The sequence below is a fragment of the Ruegeria sp. CJ3 genome (genome assembly GCF_056536725.1).
This window is the reverse complement of record NZ_JBQFQE010000011.1, coordinates 1-20525: the sequence shown is the minus strand read 5'-3', so window position 1 is coordinate 20525 and position 20525 is coordinate 1. Positions and strand designations below refer to the sequence as shown.

Annotated in this window: 19 protein-coding genes; 14 read left to right on the top strand and 5 right to left on the bottom strand. The window is 60.6% G+C overall.

Annotated features, from left to right (window positions below; all coding sequences use genetic code 11):
- The first annotated feature begins 83 nt into the window (after positions 1-83).
- From ACR0J1_RS16825 to ACR0J1_RS16785, 9 genes are all read left to right on the top strand, one after another.
- A complete protein-coding gene (locus tag ACR0J1_RS16825) occupies positions 84-2375 on the top strand; it encodes an alginate lyase family protein (RefSeq protein ID WP_480733933.1) in 2292 nt (763 codons plus the stop codon).
- Positions 2376-2490: 115 nt separating this feature from the next.
- A complete protein-coding gene (locus ACR0J1_RS16820) occupies positions 2491-4071 on the top strand; it encodes an ABC transporter substrate-binding protein (RefSeq protein WP_480733934.1) in 1581 nt (526 codons plus the stop codon).
- A gap of 150 nt (positions 4072-4221) precedes the next feature.
- Positions 4222-5787, top strand: a complete 1566-nt coding sequence (locus tag ACR0J1_RS16815; RefSeq protein ID WP_480733935.1) for an ABC transporter substrate-binding protein — start codon at positions 4222-4224, stop codon at positions 5785-5787.
- 4 nt (positions 5788-5791) lie between these two features.
- The gene (locus ACR0J1_RS16810) at positions 5792-6733 is read left to right on the top strand and encodes a glutathione S-transferase family protein (RefSeq protein ID WP_480733936.1); all 942 of its coding nucleotides are present in this window, start codon (positions 5792-5794) and stop codon (positions 6731-6733) included.
- Between the two features lie 25 nt (positions 6734-6758).
- A complete protein-coding gene (locus ACR0J1_RS16805; protein WP_480533183.1) occupies positions 6759-7736 on the top strand; it encodes an ABC transporter permease in 978 nt (325 codons plus the stop codon).
- On the top strand, positions 7733-8674 hold the full coding sequence (locus ACR0J1_RS16800; protein WP_480733937.1) for an ABC transporter permease: 942 nt from the start codon (positions 7733-7735) through the stop codon (positions 8672-8674). Before ACR0J1_RS16805 ends, ACR0J1_RS16800 begins: the two co-directional genes overlap by 4 nt.
- Positions 8675-8678: 4 nt before the next feature.
- Complete coding sequence (locus ACR0J1_RS16795) at positions 8679-10391, top strand: ABC transporter ATP-binding protein (RefSeq protein ID WP_480733938.1); 1713 nt, start codon at positions 8679-8681, stop codon at positions 10389-10391.
- A gap of 69 nt (positions 10392-10460) precedes the next feature.
- A complete protein-coding gene (locus ACR0J1_RS16790; protein WP_480733939.1) occupies positions 10461-10937 on the top strand; it encodes a hypothetical protein in 477 nt (158 codons plus the stop codon).
- 9 nt (positions 10938-10946) lie between these two features.
- On the top strand, positions 10947-12392 hold the full coding sequence (locus tag ACR0J1_RS16785) for a hypothetical protein (protein ID WP_480733940.1): 1446 nt from the start codon (positions 10947-10949) through the stop codon (positions 12390-12392).
- On the opposite strand, the gene ACR0J1_RS16780 is transcribed toward ACR0J1_RS16785, so the two are convergent.
- Positions 12389-13135 carry a creatininase family protein gene (locus tag ACR0J1_RS16780; protein ID WP_480733941.1) on the bottom strand — a complete coding sequence of 249 codons (747 nt, stop codon included), beginning with the start codon at positions 13133-13135 and terminating at the stop codon, positions 12389-12391. The genes ACR0J1_RS16785 and ACR0J1_RS16780 overlap by 4 nt on opposite strands.
- A gap of 46 nt (positions 13136-13181) precedes the next feature.
- Positions 13182-13952 carry a transporter substrate-binding domain-containing protein gene (locus ACR0J1_RS16775; protein ID WP_480733942.1) on the bottom strand — a complete coding sequence of 257 codons (771 nt, stop codon included), beginning with the start codon at positions 13950-13952 and terminating at the stop codon, positions 13182-13184.
- Between the two features lie 117 nt (positions 13953-14069).
- Between ACR0J1_RS16775 and ACR0J1_RS16770 the strand changes: the two genes are divergently transcribed.
- Genes ACR0J1_RS16770 through ACR0J1_RS16755 form a run of 4 tightly spaced genes read left to right on the top strand, consistent with a single transcriptional unit; the run spans position 14070 to position 16978 of the window.
- Positions 14070-14810 carry an amino acid ABC transporter ATP-binding protein gene (locus ACR0J1_RS16770; RefSeq protein ID WP_480733943.1) on the top strand — a complete coding sequence of 247 codons (741 nt, stop codon included), beginning with the start codon at positions 14070-14072 and terminating at the stop codon, positions 14808-14810.
- Between the two features lie 9 nt (positions 14811-14819).
- Entirely contained in the window at positions 14820-15578 is a 759-nt protein-coding gene (locus tag ACR0J1_RS16765) for an amino acid ABC transporter permease (protein WP_480733944.1), read from the top strand.
- Positions 15579-15587: 9 nt separating this feature from the next.
- Entirely contained in the window at positions 15588-15923 is a 336-nt protein-coding gene (locus tag ACR0J1_RS16760) for a carboxymuconolactone decarboxylase family protein (RefSeq protein WP_480733945.1), read from the top strand.
- Between the two features lie 5 nt (positions 15924-15928).
- Positions 15929-16978, top strand: coding sequence for an aromatic ring-hydroxylating dioxygenase subunit alpha (locus ACR0J1_RS16755; protein ID WP_480733946.1), 1050 nt, complete (start codon positions 15929-15931; stop codon positions 16976-16978).
- Here the strand turns inward: ACR0J1_RS16755 and ACR0J1_RS16750 are convergent, their stop codons facing one another.
- Positions 16979-18085, bottom strand: coding sequence for a hypothetical protein (locus tag ACR0J1_RS16750; protein WP_480733947.1), 1107 nt, complete (start codon positions 18083-18085; stop codon positions 16979-16981). It lies immediately after the preceding gene.
- Positions 18086-18238: 153 nt separating this feature from the next.
- Between ACR0J1_RS16750 and ACR0J1_RS16745 the strand changes: the two genes are divergently transcribed.
- The gene (locus ACR0J1_RS16745; protein WP_480733948.1) at positions 18239-18820 is read left to right on the top strand and encodes a carboxymuconolactone decarboxylase family protein; all 582 of its coding nucleotides are present in this window, start codon (positions 18239-18241) and stop codon (positions 18818-18820) included.
- A 12-nt stretch (positions 18821-18832) separates the two neighbouring features.
- Here the strand turns inward: ACR0J1_RS16745 and ACR0J1_RS16740 are convergent, their stop codons facing one another.
- Both ACR0J1_RS16740 and ACR0J1_RS16735 read right to left on the bottom strand, forming a co-directional pair.
- Positions 18833-19414, bottom strand: a complete 582-nt coding sequence (locus ACR0J1_RS16740) for a LysE family translocator (protein WP_480733949.1) — start codon at positions 19412-19414, stop codon at positions 18833-18835.
- 108 nt (positions 19415-19522) lie between these two features.
- Positions 19523-20413: a LysR substrate-binding domain-containing protein gene (locus ACR0J1_RS16735; RefSeq protein WP_480733950.1), complete on the bottom strand. Its 891-nt coding sequence runs from the start codon at positions 20411-20413 to the stop codon at positions 19523-19525.
- Positions 20414-20525: the final 112 nt, after the last annotated feature.

The window sequence follows — 20525 nt, the reverse complement described above, 5'->3', positions numbered from 1 at the left end:
ACGGGGGCTATGTGGGGCGCGACGGGATCAGCTCTATTGGCTTGATCCTTTGACAGAAACCCAAAACCGACCTGGCCGATCCCATGCTGACCCTGCAGGAAAGAACGCTTCGCAAAAGACGCCGCAACCGCTGGCTGATCCTGTTGTCGCCGGTGATCCTGCTGTTGTCGCCCGTGTTGCTGCCCGCCTATCTGGTCTATCGCCGGCGCAAGGCGCAGAAACTGTCGAAATCCGCGGCCCGCATGGGTGCGGTGGCGGGTTCGCTGGCCTCAATCCGGCCCGAAGTGAGGGACAGCGCGGCTGAGGCCGAAGTGGATGCGCAGGCGGACACCTTTGCGCTCTGCCGGGTGATCGGCAATGATCTGGTGCCCCGCCACAAGGCGGGTCAGTCGCAAGAGAATGTTCGGTTCATCCTGGAAAACGAACCCGAGTTTGAGAACTGCACCAAGCTGTGGATCCTGAACCGGATATTCGACCCCGAGAATGAGGCGGCCCTGATCGCGTTGTTGGAACGGCATGGGCAAAGCTATGAGCGTATTCCGTTCAGCCCGGATACGTTTCAGACCGTTGGGTTCGATTTCGAAACCTTCGAGGACCCGATGATATTTGCCGACGGATCGCTTGATCCGTTGGATGATGAAACCAAGGCAAAGATCATCGGCCAAAGCTATCGGGCCCGCAACGCCTACGTCATGAACAACAATGGCGCGCGCAATGCCGCGCTTGAGCTTTGCCTGCGCCATGCAAAATGGGCGCTGCCTTTTGATGGCAATTGCTATTTCACCCAGGGCGCCTGGGATGCGTTTTCTGCCGACGTGGTCGCGAACCGGGACAAGCGGTATCTGGTGGTGCCGATGGCGCGGATGCAGGATAATGCTGACTTGCTTGGTGACGATTGCACGCCCAACCCGACCGAGGAACCCCAGCTTGCCTTCCGCTGCGATGCGCCGCTGCGCTTTGATGAGGCGCACCCCTATGGCCGTCGACCGAAGGTCGAGCTGTTCTTACATCTTGGGATCGAAGGTCCCTGGCAGAAATGGCCGCTCGAGGCGTTTGACGCTCCGCCGCGCAAGGTCAGCCCCGAAGGTTATCGCGTCGGGTCTGCGGGATGGGTCGCGCGGCTGTTTTCCGGCCAAGGCAAGCTGGAAAAGGACAATGCACAGAGCTTCAAGAACCGCGGCCTGGCCCGAAACGATGCGATCCGCGCGACGCTGGACATGCTCGAGGCCCGGCACATGGCCCCCAGCGCCGCGCCCGGCGGGCTGGCTTTTTATGACGCGGCCCGGATTGAAACTCTGGCGGCGACGCGCGACGACCCTGACCATCGCGCGATATGCGCGGCTGCAGAGGCCGCTCTGGACCGTGGGCCGTTTTCCGTCACGGACAAGCCGCAGCCGGGGCCAAGCGGCGATCTGAAGGATTACTATCATCCCTCCCCCTACTGGTGGCCGGACCCGAAAAAGAAGGACGGACGCCCCTTTGTCTTCCGGGACGGAGAGCGCGTGCCGGGCACCCGGCTCTATGAGGATGAAAGCGACCGTTTCGACCGGACTCGACTGCAGCGGCTATTTGATGATTCCGTTGCGTTGACCCTGGCGGGGCGGCTGACGGGCGAGAGCAGATATGGCGACCATGCCGGGCGCTTGATCGAGACCTGGTTCATTAATCCCGACACACGGATGAACCCCAATCTGGACTATGCGCAGGTGCGGCTGGGGCATAAGGGGGACAAGGGCCTGTCGCATGGTCTGATCGAGACCAAGGACTTCTATTTCTTCCTCGACGCGGTCCGGATGCTGGACGATGCGTCGATCAGACAGGGCGTGCAGGCATGGGTGGCCGAGTTCCTGACATGGCTGCAAAACAGCGATCAGGGCCGCGGGGAACGCCGGGCCCGGAACAACCATGGCACCTGCTATGATCTGCAGGCAGCCGCGCTGGCTGCGTTTTTGGACGATACCGAAACGTTGCAGCAGATCAACCTGCGGGCGCAGGCGCGGGTGCTGGGCAGCATCACCCCGGACGGCGCGCAACCGCATGAGATGGCGCGCACGCTGACGCAGCATTACTGCGCCTTCAACCTGCAAAGCTGGATCAACCTTTTCACCCTGCTGGATGCGGTGGGGATGCGTCCTTGGAGCAGTCAGGCGGCGGATCGACTGGTCATCGCCATGCGCCGCCTGCTGACCGAATCCGCCGAAGGATGGACGCATGAGCAGATCGAGCCGTTTGAATTCGCCCGTCTGGTCCCCATCGACGCGGCGCTGCAGCAACAGACAGGGCAGGGGGTTCTGGACACCCACGAGGCCCCGGCCTGTTTCCACCCCCATGACGGTATCGCGCCCTTCTGGCGTCTGGCGCACGGTTCGCGTTGATCACATTCGGGTGTTGCAACTCGTAAAATGATCTGGATGATGCGGTGGCATGAGGACCGGAAACTCCGGCCAGCCGCAGTTTGATGCGGTCACAACAATAATGGGGAGACGACTTATGTCATTCAAAACTCTGATGCTGGCGGCCAGTGCCACCGCGATGATCGCGGCGGGTGCTTCGGCGGAAACGCTGCGATGGGCCCGCGCCGGTGACGCGCTGACGCTGGACCCACATGCGCAGAACGAAGGACCGACCTCGGCCATGGCGCACCAGATCATGGAAACGCTGGTGATGCGTGACCATTCCGGCGCGCTGGTGCCGTCGCTGGCCACCGAATGGGCACCGTCCGAAGACAACCCGAATGTCTGGGTGTTCAAGCTGCGTGAAGGCGTAACCTTCCATGATGGGGCCGAGTTCGACAGCGAAGACGTTGTATTCTCGCTGAACCGCGCGATGACGCCGGATTCGGACTACAAGGAACTGCTGGCCTCGGTCAAAGAAGTGCGCGCACCCGACAAGTTCACCGTCGAGATCGAAACCGATGGCCCGAACCCGATCATGCCCAACAACCTGACCAATATGTTCATGATGGACAAGGGCTGGGCCGAGGCGAACAACGCCGTGAAGGTGCAAGACTATGAGGGTGGCGAAGACACGTTTGCGGCCAAGAATGCCAATGGCACCGGCCCCTACAAGCTGGTCAGCCGCGAGCCGGACGTAAAAACCGTTCTGGCCGCCTATGACGGTTATTGGGGCAAGGATGAATTCCCGCTGCAGGTGACCGAGATCGTTTATACCCCGATCCAGAACGCCGCGACCCGCGTTGCCGCGCTGCTGTCGGGTGAGGTCGATTTCATTCAGGATGTGCCTGTGCAGGACCTTGAACGCGTTGCGGGCACCGATGGTCTGGATGTTCGCACCGCGCCGCAGAACCGGGTGATCTTCTTTGGTATGAACATGGGCGACGCTGATCTGGGCTCGGACAGCGTTGATGGTGCCAATCCGCTGGCGGATGTACGTGTGCGTCAGGCGATGTCCAAGGCAATCAACCGCGATGCGATCCAGCAGGTTGTGATGCGTGGCCAGTCGGCCCCCGCGGGCATGATCTCGCCGCCCTTCGTGAACGGCTGGGATGAGGGGATGGATGCGTCCTCGACCACCGATATCGAAGGCGCCAAGGCCCTGATGGCCGAGGCAGGGTATCCTGATGGCTTCTCGCTGACCCTGAACTGCCCGAACGACCGCTACATCAACGATGAGGCGATCTGCCAGGCCGCCGTGGGTATGCTGGCGCAGATCGGCGTGACCGTGAATCTGGATGCCAAACCCAAGGCGCAGCACTTCCCGCTGATCAACAACCTTGAGACCGACTTCTACATGCTGGGTTGGGGTGTTCCGACTTATGACTCGGAATACATCTTCAACTTCCTGGTCCATTCGAAGGGCGAGAAATACGGCTCGTGGAACGGCACGCGCTATTCCAACCCTGAGCTGGATGCCAAGATCGTGGCGCTGGCCTCGGAAACCGACCTGCCCGCGCGCGATCAGCAGATCGCCGATATCTGGCAGGTGGTTCAGGACGAACAGCTTTATATCCCGATCCACCATCAGGTGCTGAACTGGGGTATGAAGTCGGGCGTTGGCACCATCGTTGAACCCGAAGATTCGCCTAAGATCAAATACTTCGAGATGAACTAAGCCATCCTTCCGGATGCAGGGCAGGGCGCGGTTTCGCGCCCTGTTTTCGTTTGCGTGGGCAGTAACGGGCGCGTGATCTCATCGTGAGAATTCCTTTACGCGGCGGCCAAAACATCCCAAGCTCTGACCCATAAACAGGGAGATATCGCCATGATCCTCAGGAACAGCGCCATTGGCCTGACCATGCTGCTGGCCAGCACCGCGCAGGCTGCCGAGTTCAAATGGGCCTCGACCACCGATCCGCAGACAATGGACCCGCATGCGGTCAACTCGGCCCCGGTGCTGGGGTTTCTCAATAATGTCTACGAAGGGCTGGTGCGGCGCGGCAAAGATATGGCCGTTGAACCGGCGCTAGCTGTCAGTTGGGAGCCGATCGGGGACGGTGAGGGCTGGCGGTTCAAGCTGCGCGAGGGCGTCACCTTCCACGATGGCAGCAGCTTTGACGCCAATGATGTGCTGTTCAGCTATCAACGCGCCTCGGGCGAGGCTGCGGACACCCGCAGCTGGTTTGCGCCGGTCAGCGATGTGATTGTGGTCGATGACTATACCGTCGATATCATGACCACCGCGCCCAACCCGCTGTTCCCATCCTCGATTGCCAACTGGATGATCATGGATCAGGGCTGGACCGAGGCCAACGATGCCGTGGTGCCCGACAAGGAAACCGGCAACTACGCTACGATCAACGCCAACGGCACCGGCGCGTTCAAAGTGACCGAGCGCGAGCCGGGTCTGAAAACCGTGCTGGAGCCGCATGAGGGCTGGTGGGGCGAGGCTGAACACAACATTACCCGTGCCGAATTCAATCCGATCCAGAACCCGGCCACCGCCGTTGCAGCGCTGTTGTCGGGTGATGTGGACATGATCAATCCGGTGCCGATTCAGGACGTAGCGCGGCTGCAACAGAGCGCAGATGTGGACGTCATTCAGGGGATCGAGGCGCGCGTGATCATGCTGGGCTTTGATCACGAGGCCGAGGCGCTGAAATACACCGATGACGCGGGCAAACCGAACCCGTTCCGCGATGCGCGCGTGCGTCAGGCCGTCGCTAAAGCGGTCAATGTGGATGCCATTCTGGCCACCATCATGCGCGGCAATGCCGAAGCGGCCTCGCAACTCGTCACCCCGGTGATGAGCGGTTATTCTCGGGCCAATGCGGACCGTCCCGCGTTCGATGTTGATGCTGCGAAGGCGCTGCTGGCGGAAGCGGGCTATGCCGACGGCTTCTCGTTCGGGCTGAAATGCCCTAATGACCGCTACCTGAATGATGAGGCCGTGTGTCAGGCGGTTGTCGGTATGCTCGCCCAGATCGGCATTACCGCTGAACTGGATGCGATGCCGGTGCGCAACTACTGGCCGGAACTGCGAGAGGATAACTACGATATGTACCTGCTGGGCTGGAGCCCCGGTACATTCGACGCCGAACACCCGGTCCGGTTCCTGGTCGCGACCCCGAATGAAGAGAAGAAGCTGGGCAGCTGGAATTTCGGCGGCTACTCGAACCCGCGGGTTGATGAATTGCTGCCGAAGATCCAGTCCGAGCTGGATCAGACCAAACGTCAGGCCATGCTGGATGAGGTGACGCAGATCTATCAGGACGATCAGGTCTATGTGCCGATGTACGTGCAGCCTCTGGTCTGGGGGACGCGCAACAATGTCGAGCTGACACAGCGCCCGGACAACTTCTTTATCCTGCGCTGGGTGACGGTGAACTGAGCCCATGGGCGTGATGATCGCCGGGGTCTATCACGCCGAGGACCCCGCGCCCGACACAAGGCTTGACGGCGAATTCCGCCGTCAGGCCTCGACCATTCGGAACGCGCTGCCGGATGCTGTGGAACCGGGGCGATTTCACCTTTACGCGGCGTGGAACTGCCCTTGGGCCCATCGCGTGTTGCTGGTTCGTGCGCTCAAGGGCCTGCATGATCTGATCACGGTTGCCTATGCCGAGCCGCGCCGCACAGTCGATGGCTGGGTCTATGCCGACGGCGCGGATGCGGTCTATGGCGCAACGGCGCTGCATCACGCCTATGCCCGCGCGACACCGACCTATACCGGGCGGATCACGGTGCCCTTGCTGTGGGACCGGGTTGAGGATCGGGCGGTCTCTAACGAATCCGCCGATCTGGTACGGATGTTGGGCTCGTTGCCGGGCTATGGTCCCAATCTGGCACCATCAGACAAGCTGGACCAGATCAACGCGTGGAACGAAAAGATCTACGCGCGCCTCAACAACGGCGTCTACCGCGCAGGGTTCGCCCGCACGCAAGAGGCTTATGAGGCGGGTTTTCGCGATGTGTTCGCAACGCTGGACGAGATCGAGGCGCATCTGGCCACCAACCGCTACCTCTGCGGTGACATCCTGACCGAGGCCGATCTGCGTCTGTTCCCCACGCTGGCCCGGTTCGATGTGGCCTATCACTATGCCTTCAAATGCAACCTGCGTCGGCTGATCGACTATCCGAACATTTGGGGCTATGCGCGCGAGATCTACGCGCTGCCCGGCGTGGCCGAGACAGTGAAGTTCGACATCTACAAGCAAGGCTATTTCTCGCCATCCGAACTGCGAAATCCGCTGGGGATCGTGCCGTTGGGCCCTGAAATCGATTGGAACGCTCCGCACCACCGCGACATCTTGACCACCCGGTCGGTTAAAGCATAGAGAGACGCACCAATGGGGAAAATCAATGTTCGCATATATCGTCAGACGGATGTTCCAGTCCGTCATCGTGCTGTTGGTCGTGGGTCTGGTGGCCTTTTCGATGTTCCGCTTTGTCGGCGACCCGATCGACAACATGCTGGGGCAGGAACGCACGCAAGCTGACATCGACCGCCTGCGCACCGAACTGGGGCTGGATCAGCCCTTTGTGGTGCAATACGCCAAGTTCCTGCAGGGCGCGGTTCAGGGCAATTTCGGGGTCTCTTACCGGCAGGGCCGTCCGGTTTCGACAATTCTGGTGGAACGGGCCCCGGCGACGCTGGAGCTGGCATTTGTGTCGGGCTTTCTGGCGATCACGATCGGCATCGCCCTGGGGGTTTTCACGGCGATCCGACGACAAGGGATTGCGGCAAATGTGATTATGACGGTGTCCCTGATAGGGGTCTCACTGCCCACCTTCCTCATAGGGATATTGCTGATCTACATCTTCTCGGTCGAGCTTGACCTGCTGCCCAGCTTCGGGAGGGGCGAGACCGTTATGATTGGCGGCTGGTCCACCGGGTTCCTGACCGCATCGGGGCTTAAAGCACTGATATTGCCTGCGATTACGCTGGGCCTGTACCAGATGACACTGATCATGCGGCTTGTGCGGTCCGAGATGCTGGAAGTGCTGCGCGCCGATTATGTCCGCTTTGCCCGCGCGCGCGGATTGTCGGACCGGGTGATCAATTTCCGCCATGCGCTGAAGAATACTCTGGTGCCGGTGATCACCATCACAGGCCTGCAGCTGGGTTCGATCATCGCGTTCGCTATCATCACGGAGACGGTGTTCCAGTGGCCCGGCGTCGGCCTGTTGTTCATCAACGCGATCCAGTTCGTCGATATTCCCGTCATGGCGGCTTATCTGATGCTGATCTCGGTGATGTTCGTGACGATCAACCTGATTGTCGATCTTCTCTATTATGCCATTGACCCGCGCCTGCGTGTCGACGCGAGGGCCACATGACCGATACCCCAAACACTCAAACCCCGTCGCGGATGGCGAAATTCTGGGACAGCGACTTTGCATGGTCGTTCCGGCATTCGCCGGTGGCGGTGATTGCCTCGCTGGTCGTGGTCATTCTGGTGCTGGCGGCGATTTTCGCGCCGCTGATCGCGCCCTTTGATCCGTTCGATCCGTCCACGCTGAACCTGATGAACGGGTTTACGCCCCCGGGCACGCCCAACGCCTTCACGCAGGAAACCTTTCTGCTGGGCACCGACGATCAAGGACGGGATGTGTTTTCGACCATCCTTTACGGCATGCGGATTTCGCTGTTCGTGGGCGCAGCGGCGGTGCTGCTGGCGCTGATCATCGGGGTTATTCTGGGGCTGGTGGCAGCCTATTTCGGCGGCTGGATCGAGACGCTGATCATGCGCATCGCCGATGTGCAGCTGACCTTTCCGGCCATTCTGGTGGCGATGCTGATCTTTGGCATCGCCAAGGGGATCACCCCGCCCGAATACCGGGATGAGATGGCAATTTATGTGCTGATCATCGCCATCGCCCTGTCCGACTGGGTGCAGTTCGCGCGTGTTGTGCGCGGCGCGGCTCTGGTTGAGAAAAACAAGGAATACGTTCAGGCCGCGCGTCTGATCGGACGTGGGTCCTTCCCGATCATGTTCCGCCATATCCTGCCGAATGTCCTCAGCCCGGTTCTGGTGATCGCCACCATCTCGCTGGCGCTAGCGATTATCGCCGAGGCGACGCTGAGTTTCCTCGGCGTCGGAGCGCCACCGACCCAGCCGTCGCTGGGTACGCTGATCCGCATCGGGCAGGGGTTCCTGTTCTCGGGTGAGTGGTGGATCCTGTTCTTCCCGGCCTGCACGCTGCTGGCCCTTGCCCTGTCGGTCAACCTGCTGGGCGACTGGCTGCGCGATGCGCTGAACCCCAAGCTGCGGTGATTTCATGAGCCTTCTGACGATCAACGACCTGACGGTCGAATTCCCGACCCGCCGCAAGCTGTTCACCGCTGTCGACCATGTGGACCTGTCGGTTGAGCCGGGCCAGATCCACGGTCTGGTGGGTGAATCCGGTGCTGGCAAATCGACCATCGGTGCCGCCATCATGGGCCTGCTGGACCGGCCCGGTCGCATTGCCAGCGGCACCATCAAGCTGAGCGGAGACCAGATCAGCGGTATCGACGCCGAGGCGATGCGGGGACTGCGCGGCAAGAAGATCTCGATGATCTTTCAGGACCCGCTGACCTCGCTGAACCCGCTGTTCACCGTGCGCGAGCAACTCGTCGAGACCATTCAGGCCCATCTGGGCGGGTCCGAGGCCGAGGCCACCAAACGCGCCCGCGACCTGATTGACCGGGTGGGTATCCCCGACCCGGATACGCGTCTGGACCAATACCCGCATCAGTTCTCGGGCGGGATGCGGCAGCGCGTGGTGATCGCGCTGGCGCTGTGTACCGAGCCGGACGTGATCATCGCGGATGAGCCGACTACCGCGCTGGATGTCTCGGTCCAGGCACAGATTCTGGACCTGATCAAGGAACTGGCGCAGGAACGTCAGGTGGGCGTCATCCTGATTACGCACGACATGGGCGTGATTGCCGACACGACGGACCGCGTGACGGTGATGTATGCGGGCAAAGTGGTCGAAACCGGCACCACCGGGCAGGTGATGGGCCAGCCGCAGCACGAATACACCAAATCCCTGATCGCTGCCGTGCCGCGCCCGACGCTCAAGCTGCACCGCTTTCCACAGATCAGCTATGGCGGGCGCGAGACGCGTTTCGCGATCGAGGATATGGCCCGTCACTGGCCCAAGGTCGACAATGACGCCAGCAAGCCGGTGTTCGAGATCCGCAACCTGACCAAGAAGTTCCTGCAAAAGCGCGGGCTACTTCCATGGGACCGGACCTATTTCACCGCCGTCGATAATGTCAGCTTCGACATCCATGCCGGGGAAGTGTTCGGCGTGGTGGGCGAATCCGGCTCGGGCAAGTCCACCGTGGCGCGGATGATTGCGGGCCTCTATCCGGTGGATGGCGGTACCATCGATTTTCAAGGTCAGCGCGTCAGCGACCTGAGCAATCGTGCGGTACAGGATGAATACCGCAAGAACATCCAGATGATCTTTCAGGATCCCTATTCCTCGCTCAACCCGCGGATGCGGGTGGATGAGATCGTGGCCGAACCGATCCGCCATCATCGCCTGATGGACAACACGCATATCAAGCGCCGGGTCGACGAGTTGCTGGATCAGGTGGGGCTGGGCCATGAGGCCGGGCAGAAGTACCCGCATGAATTCTCGGGCGGGCAACGGCAGCGGATTTCCATCGCGCGCGCCTTGGCCACGCAGCCGCGTTTCCTGATCTGTGATGAGCCGACCAGCGCGCTGGACGTGTCCATTCAGGCGCAGATTCTGAACATCCTGAAAGATCTGCAGGAACATCTGGGCCTGACCCTTCTGTTTATCAGCCACGACCTGCCGGTGGTGCGTCAGATGTGCGACCGGGTGGCGGTGATGAAACAGGGCCAGATGGTCGAGATTCAGGACACCACCGATCTGTTCACCAACCCTCAGACCGAATATGCGGCCGAGCTGCTGCGGCTGATGCCCAAGCTTGACGATCTGTCGACCGACGGGCTGGGCGAGCGCGAGGCGTAACACGCAAAGGTTGACGAGACCTGCTTGGCGTGGCCTGATCGGGCCACGTCAATGCAGGGAGATATTGCAATGCTGATCCGATCCGTGACCGCCGTTCTTCTTGGGCTGTTCGCACCGCTGTCCGCTCAGGCGCAAGATGGGTTCCCGGACCTCGTGGGCAAATGGGTCTGTAATATCGAATATGGTGCCTATTTCTTTGACCTGCTCGAAGGGCCTTATGAATTCGAACTTGAGATCACCGAGCAGTTGGGCGCGGGTTTCAAGGGGCACTCGGTCTGGATCGGGGACCGGGATGAGTTGCCCGATGACCAGATCGATCGCCCCGGGCAGACAATCGTGGCCGAAGAGGGCACGAAGGTCACGATCCACGAAGAGTTTCTGGGCATGATCGGCTGGGGGGACCGAAACCTTCATATGGTGGATATCGCCGATGACGGGATCAGGATCGGACGGCTATTGGCCGATGGCGAATTCGAGATGCTCGCCGCGCGCGCCGGCGAACACGCGGCCCTGACCCGAACCCGGTGCATGAAGCAGCCCGGATAGACCTGCGCGGTGGCCGCACCCCTGAAACCCTCGGACAAGATCGAACGCCTGTCGCGGGCGGTGCATCCCGGTTTGCTGGACACCGCCATCGACCCGCATTTGATGATCATCCTGATCCTCGCCAATCTGATGAGCGATACTCTGTGGCAGGTTCGGGACAGGATCGCCGACCGCGCGGCGGTGGATGGCCTGCCGGTCACCGATGAAATGCTGTCTTTCATCGACCACCACTTTACCCATGATTTCCCCATGGGCACCGCCGAACGTGTCGGCATCCTGAACCTGCAGGACGAGCGTGACCGGTTGGGGGCCGGGGCCGTCGATACGATCAAGGCGCAGCTTTGGCGCCATGTGACCTGGCGGCGGGACAAAGGACAGCTGACGCCTGCGCTGGATATCTTTCCACTGCTCGAACAGGACCAACTGCCGATCTATACCTATTCGACCATCGACGGCCTGCACGCGATGTCGCGCCTGCTGAAACATAAAAAGCACCGGCCCATGGGCGTGACGGTCTGCGCCGACGAGGCGACGTTGACCACCTCGCTTGCCAGCGTTCTGAACGGCGTCGCGCTGGAGGATGTGTTCATCGTGGGCTCTCCGGGTCACTATACGACGCTGCTGCAGCAGAGCGGGCGGCGATACTGGTGCAATGGCAAGCCCGAGTCCTTTTCGCAGGCCCGCTGGGCCGACCTGACCACCGGGGCCGATGCGGCCGACCCCGGGACCGAATTCGAGCGGCGGATGCCCTATGCGGACCGGTTCCTGTCGATGTTTGGCGTGCTGAAACTCGGCGATGGGGTCAGCACGATTCCACGGGCCGAGCTGACACGGTTCGAAGCGGATTGTGCGGCGTTTTTCGGGACGCAGCTGCCTCCGTTCGAGGCGCTGCATCGGCAAGAGGTATCATTTGCGGCAAGCGTGGCGACCCGGGACCAGCTTGCGCAGCTTGACGCGGCAGACGGCGCGGCGAGTGCCCGTCAGGTGATCGACCAACTGGCGCAGGGCGATGATCTCTCGGTCTTTGGGCAGGCGGCCTATTGCTATCGTGACCTTCATGTGCGCTATCCAGGCGCGTATCTTTCCAACGCGCTTCGGGGGCCAAAGCTGCGCAAACTTGCGGCTTCGGTGCGCAGCATCGATCAGGCCCTTGCGGTGGTCTCGGGCATTGCCGGTCGGCAGAGCATCTTTCAGGGCCGAGACCGCATCGCCATGCCGGATGAGGTGCTGCTGTTCGGCACCGCAGACGATGTTGACCGGGGCCTGCTATTGTTGTCGCTGTTGTTGGCGGCGGCCCCCGATCAGATCGGGGTCGAGGCGGCGCTGAAAATCACGCAGCATTCGACATATCTGCAAATCCGCGACCGGGTGATCGATGTTGATACCCTAAGCGATGTTCGGGTCGAAGGTGAGGTCGGGCTGACTCTCGATCCTTCCGCGCTGACGGCCGCCTAGTCGGGCAGGCACCCGAGTTCGAAGGCCCGGAACTCGACAGCAATGGCTGTTGCGGCGGTCTCAAGCAACCGCGCGCCGTCTTCGGGCGTTGCAAGGGCGGAATGGGACCCGACGCGTCCGTCCGGGAAGGCGGCGCGGTGCTCATCCGGCGGCCCATGACGGTCGCCGGCATGGGCGCGCAGATAATCGGGGCTAAGCTTTTCGGGCGGCTCAGCCGCCCGACCCACGGGCAGCGCACCCAGCAGCGTTTGGGTGATTGCAACCTCGGATGGGGTGGCGTGCATCCCCTCCCATGCGCCATAGAGGTCTTTGCGCAGGATGTTGACCGCCTTGGGGTCCCACCAACTGCGGATTGTCATTTGATGCTGGGGCAGAGTCGCCTTGATTTGTCGCAGCGGGTCCAGATTGGCCCCGTGGCCGTTGACCACAAACACGCCCCCGAACCCCTGCGTCAGAAGCCCCGCGATGACTTCGGCGGCCAACAGGCGAAAGGTGTCAGCCGAGACCGAAACCGTGCCGGGAAACCCGGTGTTGAACGGTGCAGGCGTATAGGCCAGCGCAGGGGCCACGATGGCATCGCAGCGCTCGGCGGCTGCCAGCGCAACGGACTCGGCGCAGATCGTGTCGGTACCGATCCGGCCCATGGGGCCGTGCTGCTCGGTCGAGCCGACCGGCAGCATCACGGCGGCACCCGCGTTGATACGGGCGTCGACCTCGTACCATGTCATGTGGTCCAGTTTCATCGGTGGGGATGGATAACGCCCGGCAGGACTGCCGGGCGCGCGCGGGTCAGAGACCCCATTTCTTCCGGTTTTCTTCGAAGAACCCTTGCGCCTTTTTCACCTCGATCCAGTTGTTCACATAGTTGATCCAGACCTGATCGTTCTGCGGCAACAGCATCGCGATGGGCGAGGGCGAGCGGGGGCCCGCGTTTTTCACGCGCTCGACGGGGAATTTCTCTTCCAAGGTCGAGCCCTCGATGTTGGAGGTGATGAACACGTCCGCGCGGCCTGCGATTACTTCCTGAAAGCCGCGGGCCGGTGCCTCGACCACTTTGATTTCGGCATTCGGGAACCACTCGCGCACGCGCTTTTCAAAGGTGGTCCCCAGCGTGGTGGCGACGGTCACGTCCGGCTGGTTGATCGAATCATAGCCGTCGAATTTGTCAGCCTTGTCCTTGGTCGTGTAGGGAAACAGCTCGACCGCGATGTAGCTGTCCGAGAAACCGGCAACTTTCATGCGCGGCGGCGAGATCGAGGCCGATCCGGTCAAATGGTACTTGCCCGCCACCACACCATTGACCAGCGTTTTCCAGTCGGTGGGCACATATTCAACCTCGACCCCCAGATCAGCGGCCAGCGCGTTCATGATGTCGATATCATAGCCCTTGTAACTGTTCGTCGCCGGATCGCGCAGCGACATCGGGTTCCAGTCACCGGTTGTGCCAACTTTCAGCACACCGGAATCCAGCACCTCGTTCAGGGCAGATTGCGCATGTGCGGCGGTGCCGATCACAAGCCCAAGCGCCGCGGCTGCGGCGGTTTTGAAGAACCGTTTCATATATTTCTCCCGTTGGTGGCGTTAAGCGATTGCCGCTACATTGTTTCTTGATCTAAGCGTAAAGACAAAGATAACCTCAAGCAAATAATTGACCAGAAAACAAAGGCAGGCCAGCAGATGCAAGACGCCGCTATCGAGCTTGTCGGTGTGAACAAGTGGTTCGGTACCTTCCATGTTCTCAAGAATATCAACCTAACAGTGAACAGCGGCGAAAAGGTCGTGATCTGCGGCCCCTCGGGGTCCGGAAAGTCGACCGTGGTGCGTTGTATCAACCAGCTTGAGAAACATCAGAAGGGCACGATCCGCGTGGATGGGGTCGAGCTGACGAATGATCCCAAATCCGTGGCTGCCATCAGTTCCGAGGTTGGCATGGTGTTTCAGCAGTTCAATCTGTTCCCGCATTTGACGGTGCTTGAGAACCTGACGCTGGGCCCGATCAAGGCACGTGGTCTAAGCCGGAAAGAGGCCGAGGAGAAGGCGCGGCACTATCTGGAACGCGTGCATATCCCGGATCAGGCCGACAAGCGACCCATCCAGCTGTCGGGCGGCCAGCAGCAGCGCGTCGCCATCGCGCGGTCGTTGTGCATGGAGCCTCGGGTTTTGCTATTTGATGAACCCACCTCAGCGCTGGACCCCGAGATGATTTCCGAGGTTCTGGATGTGATGGTCGAGCTGGCGCAGGACGGCATGACCATGGTTGTCGTCACCCACGAGATGGGATTTGCCCGCAAGGTGGCCGACAAGATGATCTTTATGGATGCAGGCGAGATCGTCGAAGAAGGCCACCCCGAGCATTTCTTCACCGATCCGCAATCCGAGCGGTGCCGTAAATTCCTGTCTCAGATTCTGCAGCACTAGGTGGGGCCGATGAAAAAACTTCTTCTGATATCGCCGCTTCTTTTGCTGGCTGGGTGTTCGTCTTCGTCGACCTGGGGCTGGTATGTGATCAATCCGACCACCGACTCGGGCTGGACGAATGTCAAATTCCTGATCTCGGGGATGGGCGCGACGATCCAGATTTCCCTGATCGCTGCGGTGATGTCGATTGTCATCGGCCTGCTGGTGGCGCTGCCGGGTCTGTCCGAGAAACGCGGCTGGCGGCTGGTCAACCGGGTCTATGTCGAATTCATCCGCGCCATTCCCCTGCTGCCGATGCTGTTCTGGGTATTTTACGGGTTGCCCATCGTGTTCCAGTCGATGGGGATGAACGTGCCCATTGATCCGTTCTGGGGTGCAATCATTACATTGGCCATTTCCGATAGCGCGTTTACCGCCGAGATCTACCGCGCGGGCATCCAATCCATCGCCCGCGGTCAGCGCGAGGCGGCGCAGACCATCGGGCTGAATTATGTGCAAACCATGCGCTATGTGATCCTGCCGCAGGCGATCCGGCGCATTCTGCCCCCCTTGGCGAACCAGTTCATCTACATCGTCAAGATGAGCGCCTTTGCCAGCGTCATCGGTATGCAGGAACTGACCCGCCGAGCAAACGAACTGGTGGTGACCGAATACCGCCCATTGGAAATCTACACGCTTTTGATCTTCGAATACCTGATACTGGTCCTGATCATCAGTGCAGGCGTGCGCTGGCTGGAGCGCCGCATGGGCGCAGACGAGCGCGGATAAGGAGCAAGCATGGACTGGAAAGACTTCATGGCCGAGACAGAGGCCAATATCGGTAGCTTCTCGAAAGAGGTGCCCGAAACCGTGCGTGGCTTTGGCATCATGGGCAAGGCCGCCAAAACCGACGGCGCGCTGAGCGAAAAGACCAAGGAATTCATGGCCCTTGGCATCGCTATCGCCACCCGATGCGACAGTTGCATCGGGTTCCACGTCAAGTCTCTTGTCCGCCTCGGGGCAACGCGCGACGAGATGTGCGAGGCTTTGGCCATGGCAACCTATATGGGCGGTGGCCCGTCATATGCCTACAGCGCCAAGGCGTTAAAGGCCTATGATGTGTTTTCGGAGTAAACCCCATGCGTCCTGATCTGGCCGGAGCCGAAGGGTTCATCCGAAACAGCTGGTACGTCGCGGGCCGGTCCGAGGATTTTGGCCGCGAACTGAGCGCTGTCCGGATGCTGGACGAAGAGATCGTGATTTACCGCGACACCAAAGGCGCTGCAATCGCGCTCGAGGATGCCTGCCCGCACCGAAAACTGCCTCTGTCACGCGGCACCATTGAGGGTGATCATGTGGTCTGCGGCTATCATGGGCTGACCTTTGGTTGCGGCGGCGAATGCGTCAGCGCGCCGACACAGTTGGACAACCCGCCGCGCCGCGCCGCCGTCCACGCCTATCCGGCCGAGGATCGCTGGGGATTCCTGTGGCTGTGGATGGGCGATCCCGATCAGGCCAACCCGGGCGATATCATCGACATTCCCAATTTCGACAACCCGGATTGGGGCAAGACCCAGAAGGGCGCGATGGAGATGGCGTGTCACTACCTCTACATCATCGACAACCTGCTGGACCCCAGCCATGTGGCGTGGGTGCATCTGACCTCGTTTGCCGGGGCCGGAACGGACAATCGTCCGCTGGATGTGGAAGAGACCGAGGGAGGCGTCATCGTCTCGCGCTGGATCGCGGATGAACCCGCGCCGCCTTATTACGCGCCGATCCTGCCTTTCGGCCCCAGTTGCGATCGCAAGCAGCATTATGAATGCCGCCTGCCGTCGACGGCGATCAATATGTCGGTCTATACGCCTGTGGGTGAGGGCGGCGCGGAACGGCCTGTCTCGCCCAATGCGTTTATCAATATCTCATATAATTTCATCACGCCCGTGGACGCCGAAAACTCGCGCTATTTCTGGTTCCAGCATCGCAATATGCACGCGGGGGACGCGGCGATGTCGCAGCGCATGTTCGAAGGTGCAGTGATGGCGTTCAACGAAGACAAAGAAGTGCTGGAATATGTCCAGACCGGGATGGCGCGCCGCAAGAGCGGGTATATCAACCTGGGCCTGGACGCCGGTGCGATGCGCTTTCGCACGCGTGTTGCGCGGGTGATCGCGGACGAGGCGGGCTGATCAGGACGCGCTCAGCCGACCATTTGCGCTTTGCCCCACGGCCTGAGCCGGGTCGTCGAACACCGCTTTGACGCAGGGATATTCTGCAAGAATCTGTGCGCCGCCGGGAATGCGGTCGGGGTGCAGCACACCATCCTCCCACACCGCGATACCGTCGACGCGGATGGTGGGGTCCAGCACGTTCAGCGAGATTTCTCCCGGTGCGTAATGCCCGCAGGTGTGGAAATGCAGCAGGCGCGGGTTGCCGAAGGCGGACCCGCTCCACTTTTCGAAATTCTGGAAGGCAGGCGCGGTATAGGCGCAGCCGGGATGTATCCCCGCATGCCAGGAATGCATGGTCAGCGGGTCAAGATCAAACATCTGACCGACTTTCGCATAGTGCATTTCGGCGCAATGCACATCCATCGGATGGCCCGAAAAACCCAGCAAGCGGCTGTTTTCAAACTGCACCGCAAGCGGCTCGCGCAGCTCGCAGCCATAGGGTTCATAGAATTTTGAGCCGGTCCCGACCAGAAAACCATCCTGCATCACGGTGCCGGAAAAACCCTGCGCGGGAACGGGTGCAAAGACCGACATCGGAAACCGTGCCACGCTGACATCCGATGCGCCGGTTTTGGGAAAGGCGGCGCCGGGGCCGCTGAAATCCGTGCCCAAAGGGCAGGTCACATGAATATGCCGGGCCTCGGCCAGCAGGGTATTGACCGCGTTCTTCAGCGCGACAAAGCCAAAATAGTTTGCCCGCCCAAAGCCAGAGGCCAGCGCATCCTTGTCCAGCGCATAAGACATGATCGGGTGCACATCGGCCAGATCGGCGTCAAATCGAATCTGATCGCCGGTTCGCGACAGGAACAGCGTGCGGTCCGCGGCCTTCATCGCCGCGATAACCTCACCGGATAGCCGGGGGCCCATCGGGTCGAACGGGATGGCCTGCAACGTGGCGTGGATACCCAATGCCTGTGCGCAGTCCAGAATCCCCTGCGCGATCTCGGCGTCGTAATAGGCGTTGCCGGGGGTTTCGCACAGCACCAGTAATTGATCCCCTGCCGACAGCCCGCCACATCGGACCAGCAGGTTCTGTGCCCCGGAGCGCAGATCTGGATTGTGCATGCGACGGTTCCTCAGACGCCAGTTTCACAGGCGCTTTATATCGCCTTCACATTTCCGTTACCGTCAGAAAACGACCTGCTGCAAAAAATTTCTGCTGGCAGGGGCGGCGGCTTTGTTCATATGCTGATCCGGCACCAGACAGGAGGAATGGGGATGAGCGCCTGGATCGAAATGATCTCCGACGATCAGGCGGATGGCCGCCTGAAAGAGCTTTTGGACAATGCCAGAACACCCCACGGCACGGTGGACACAGTGATGCGCGTTCATTCTCTGCGACCCGAGACGATGAACGGGCATGTGGTGCTGTACCGCTCGGTCCTGCATTCCAGCGACAACCGGCTGCCGTTCTGGTTTCTGGAAGTGGTGGCCAGCTATACTTCGATCCTGAATGACTGCACCTATTCGCTGACGCATCATTTCATGAATGTGCGCAATCTGCTGAAGGATCAGCCCCGCAGCGACAGAATATTCGTCGCCCTCAAGGCGCACCGTCCCGAGGATGAGTTTCAGGGCAAGGAACTGGCCCTGCTACGCTATGCCGCCAAGCTGACCACCGAGGTCGGCAAGATGGTGAAATCCGATTTCGAGACGCTGAAGCTGGCTGGCTGCGACGACGGAGAGATTCTGGAGGTCAATCAGGTCTGCGCCTATTTCAACTATTCCAACCGCCTGTTGAATGGTCTGGGGGCGACAACCGACAATGATGTGATCGGATACTATTCCGGCGGCGATTGAGGCACCGCGCCTTTACCGCTGCGCGATGGATTTGAGACCCAGCAGGATGGCAGCCCCGATCATGAACCCTCCGCCAATCCGTTCGATCCAGACCCGGGCCGGGCCGTTGAAGCGCGCCGCAATCCAACTTGCGCTAGCGCCATAGGCAGACAGAAACATACCGTCCAATGCGATATATGTTGCTGACAGGATGAGGAATTGCGGCCAGAACGCGCTGTCGGCTGAAAGGAATTGCGGGAACAGGGCGGCGAAGAACACAACGGCCTTGGGATTGGCTGCCGAGGTCAGAAACCCCTGCATCCACAACGCCTTCAGCGATGCTTTGGGCCGCGCGGTGCCCGTTAGCGGGTCATCGGGTCTGGCGCGTCGGATCATCCGCGTCCCCAGCCAGATCAGATAGGCCACGCCGGCCCATTTGATGACGGCCAGAGCGGTCGCCGATGCGGCGATAAGCGCCGCCAGCCCAAGGCCTGCGGCCAGCATTTGCAACGCGTTGGCGGTCAGATCACCCGCCGCCGTGGACAGCGCGCGTCGAAAACCATGCGTACCGCTGTTGGACAGCATCAAAAGCTGGCTCGGGCCCGGTGTGCTCATGAGGGCAAGAACCGTGAGGACGTATAGGGTCCAGATTTCGAAAGTCATATGATCACCTCAGGTCGCAGGGTCACGTTATCGCGGCTGTTGCGGGACGCCATCGCGCAGTTATTCGGCGGCGGTGATGTTTTTGTCGTCCTGCACCTTGCGGACGAAGTCCATGAAGGCGCGGATCACCTTCACCTCATGGCGCTGAGTCAGGCAGATCATGCTTTCGCCCATCTGCAGGTTCACATCACGCAGTTCGATGAGCCGCAGGCGGTCGTCATGACCGAACTCGGCGTGCGAGACAAAGCCGATCCCGGCCCCCGATGCCACCAACTCGCGCACGGCTTCGCGTCCTTCGGCAACTATGGCGGGTTTCAGCGTCATTCTTTTGTCGCGCGCCGCATCCTCAAGCTTTTGCCGGGTCTTCGAGCCCTGTTCCCGAAAGACCAGCGGCAGATCCTTCAACTCTTTGAACGTCAGCGTTGTTTTTTCGCTGGGCAGCAGGTCCTTGGCCGCGAAAGCGACAATATTGGTGGCCCCGAGGTTGAGCATCGTCATGTCCTTGCCGGGCGATGGGCTGCCGACGATACCGATCTCGGCGTTATAGGATCGCAATTCTTCGAGGATGTCGTTGGTGTTGCCGGTCCGGACCACGATTATGATATTCGGGAACATGGCGCGGAATGGCCCCAGATAATCGGTCAGATGGTGGGCGGAATCCGCGATGATGCGCAGCTCGCCATCAATGGCGGCTTTTGACTCGGACAGATAATCCTCGATCTGGCCTTCGATCTCGAAATACTGCTTGGTAAAGCGAAACAGCCGCTCGCCCTCAGGGGTCAGCGAGACGCGCTTGCGTTCGCGCAGGAACAGCAGCAGATCGTGATCCTGCTCCAGCTTTCGGACCTGTTCTGACACCGCAGGCTGGGTCAGAAAAAGCGCCTCGGCCGCGCGGGAAAAGCCGCCGTGCAGGGCGACGCTGTGAAAAGCCTTGAGCTGGCTGTGGCGCATGATTTGTCCTTAATGCTGGTTTATAAGCCGTGCTTATCCATTGATCGATATTCTCGATTTTACATATGGGGAGAGTGGTTGCAAACGTGTGTTAGTTACGCGGTATTGGAGC

Bases quoted from the DNA above. Each gene is read 5' to 3' on its own strand.
- ACR0J1_RS16825 (WP_480733933.1), top strand. From the start codon at position 84: ATGCTGACCCTGCAGGAAAGAACGCTTCGCAAAAGACGCCGCAACCGC.
- ACR0J1_RS16820 (WP_480733934.1), top strand. From the start codon at position 2,491: ATGTCATTCAAAACTCTGATGCTGGCGGCCAGTGCCACCGCGATGATC.
- ACR0J1_RS16815 (WP_480733935.1), top strand. From the start codon at position 4,222: ATGATCCTCAGGAACAGCGCCATTGGCCTGACCATGCTGCTGGCCAGC.
- ACR0J1_RS16810 (WP_480733936.1), top strand. From the start codon at position 5,792: ATGGGCGTGATGATCGCCGGGGTCTATCACGCCGAGGACCCCGCGCCC.
- ACR0J1_RS16805 (WP_480533183.1), top strand. From the start codon at position 6,759: ATGTTCGCATATATCGTCAGACGGATGTTCCAGTCCGTCATCGTGCTG.
- ACR0J1_RS16800 (WP_480733937.1), top strand. From the start codon at position 7,733: ATGACCGATACCCCAAACACTCAAACCCCGTCGCGGATGGCGAAATTC.
- ACR0J1_RS16795 (WP_480733938.1), top strand. From the start codon at position 8,679: ATGAGCCTTCTGACGATCAACGACCTGACGGTCGAATTCCCGACCCGC.
- ACR0J1_RS16790 (WP_480733939.1), top strand. From the start codon at position 10,461: ATGCTGATCCGATCCGTGACCGCCGTTCTTCTTGGGCTGTTCGCACCG.
- ACR0J1_RS16780 (WP_480733941.1), bottom strand. From the start codon at position 13,135: ATGAAACTGGACCACATGACATGGTACGAGGTCGACGCCCGTATCAAC.
- ACR0J1_RS16775 (WP_480733942.1), bottom strand. From the start codon at position 13,952: ATGAAACGGTTCTTCAAAACCGCCGCAGCCGCGGCGCTTGGGCTTGTG.
- ACR0J1_RS16770 (WP_480733943.1), top strand. From the start codon at position 14,070: ATGCAAGACGCCGCTATCGAGCTTGTCGGTGTGAACAAGTGGTTCGGT.
- ACR0J1_RS16765 (WP_480733944.1), top strand. From the start codon at position 14,820: ATGAAAAAACTTCTTCTGATATCGCCGCTTCTTTTGCTGGCTGGGTGT.
- ACR0J1_RS16760 (WP_480733945.1), top strand. From the start codon at position 15,588: ATGGACTGGAAAGACTTCATGGCCGAGACAGAGGCCAATATCGGTAGC.
- ACR0J1_RS16755 (WP_480733946.1), top strand. From the start codon at position 15,929: ATGCGTCCTGATCTGGCCGGAGCCGAAGGGTTCATCCGAAACAGCTGG.
- ACR0J1_RS16750 (WP_480733947.1), bottom strand. From the start codon at position 18,085: ATGCACAATCCAGATCTGCGCTCCGGGGCACAGAACCTGCTGGTCCGA.
- ACR0J1_RS16745 (WP_480733948.1), top strand. From the start codon at position 18,239: ATGAGCGCCTGGATCGAAATGATCTCCGACGATCAGGCGGATGGCCGC.
- ACR0J1_RS16740 (WP_480733949.1), bottom strand. From the start codon at position 19,414: ATGAGCACACCGGGCCCGAGCCAGCTTTTGATGCTGTCCAACAGCGGT.
- ACR0J1_RS16735 (WP_480733950.1), bottom strand. From the start codon at position 20,413: ATGCGCCACAGCCAGCTCAAGGCTTTTCACAGCGTCGCCCTGCACGGC.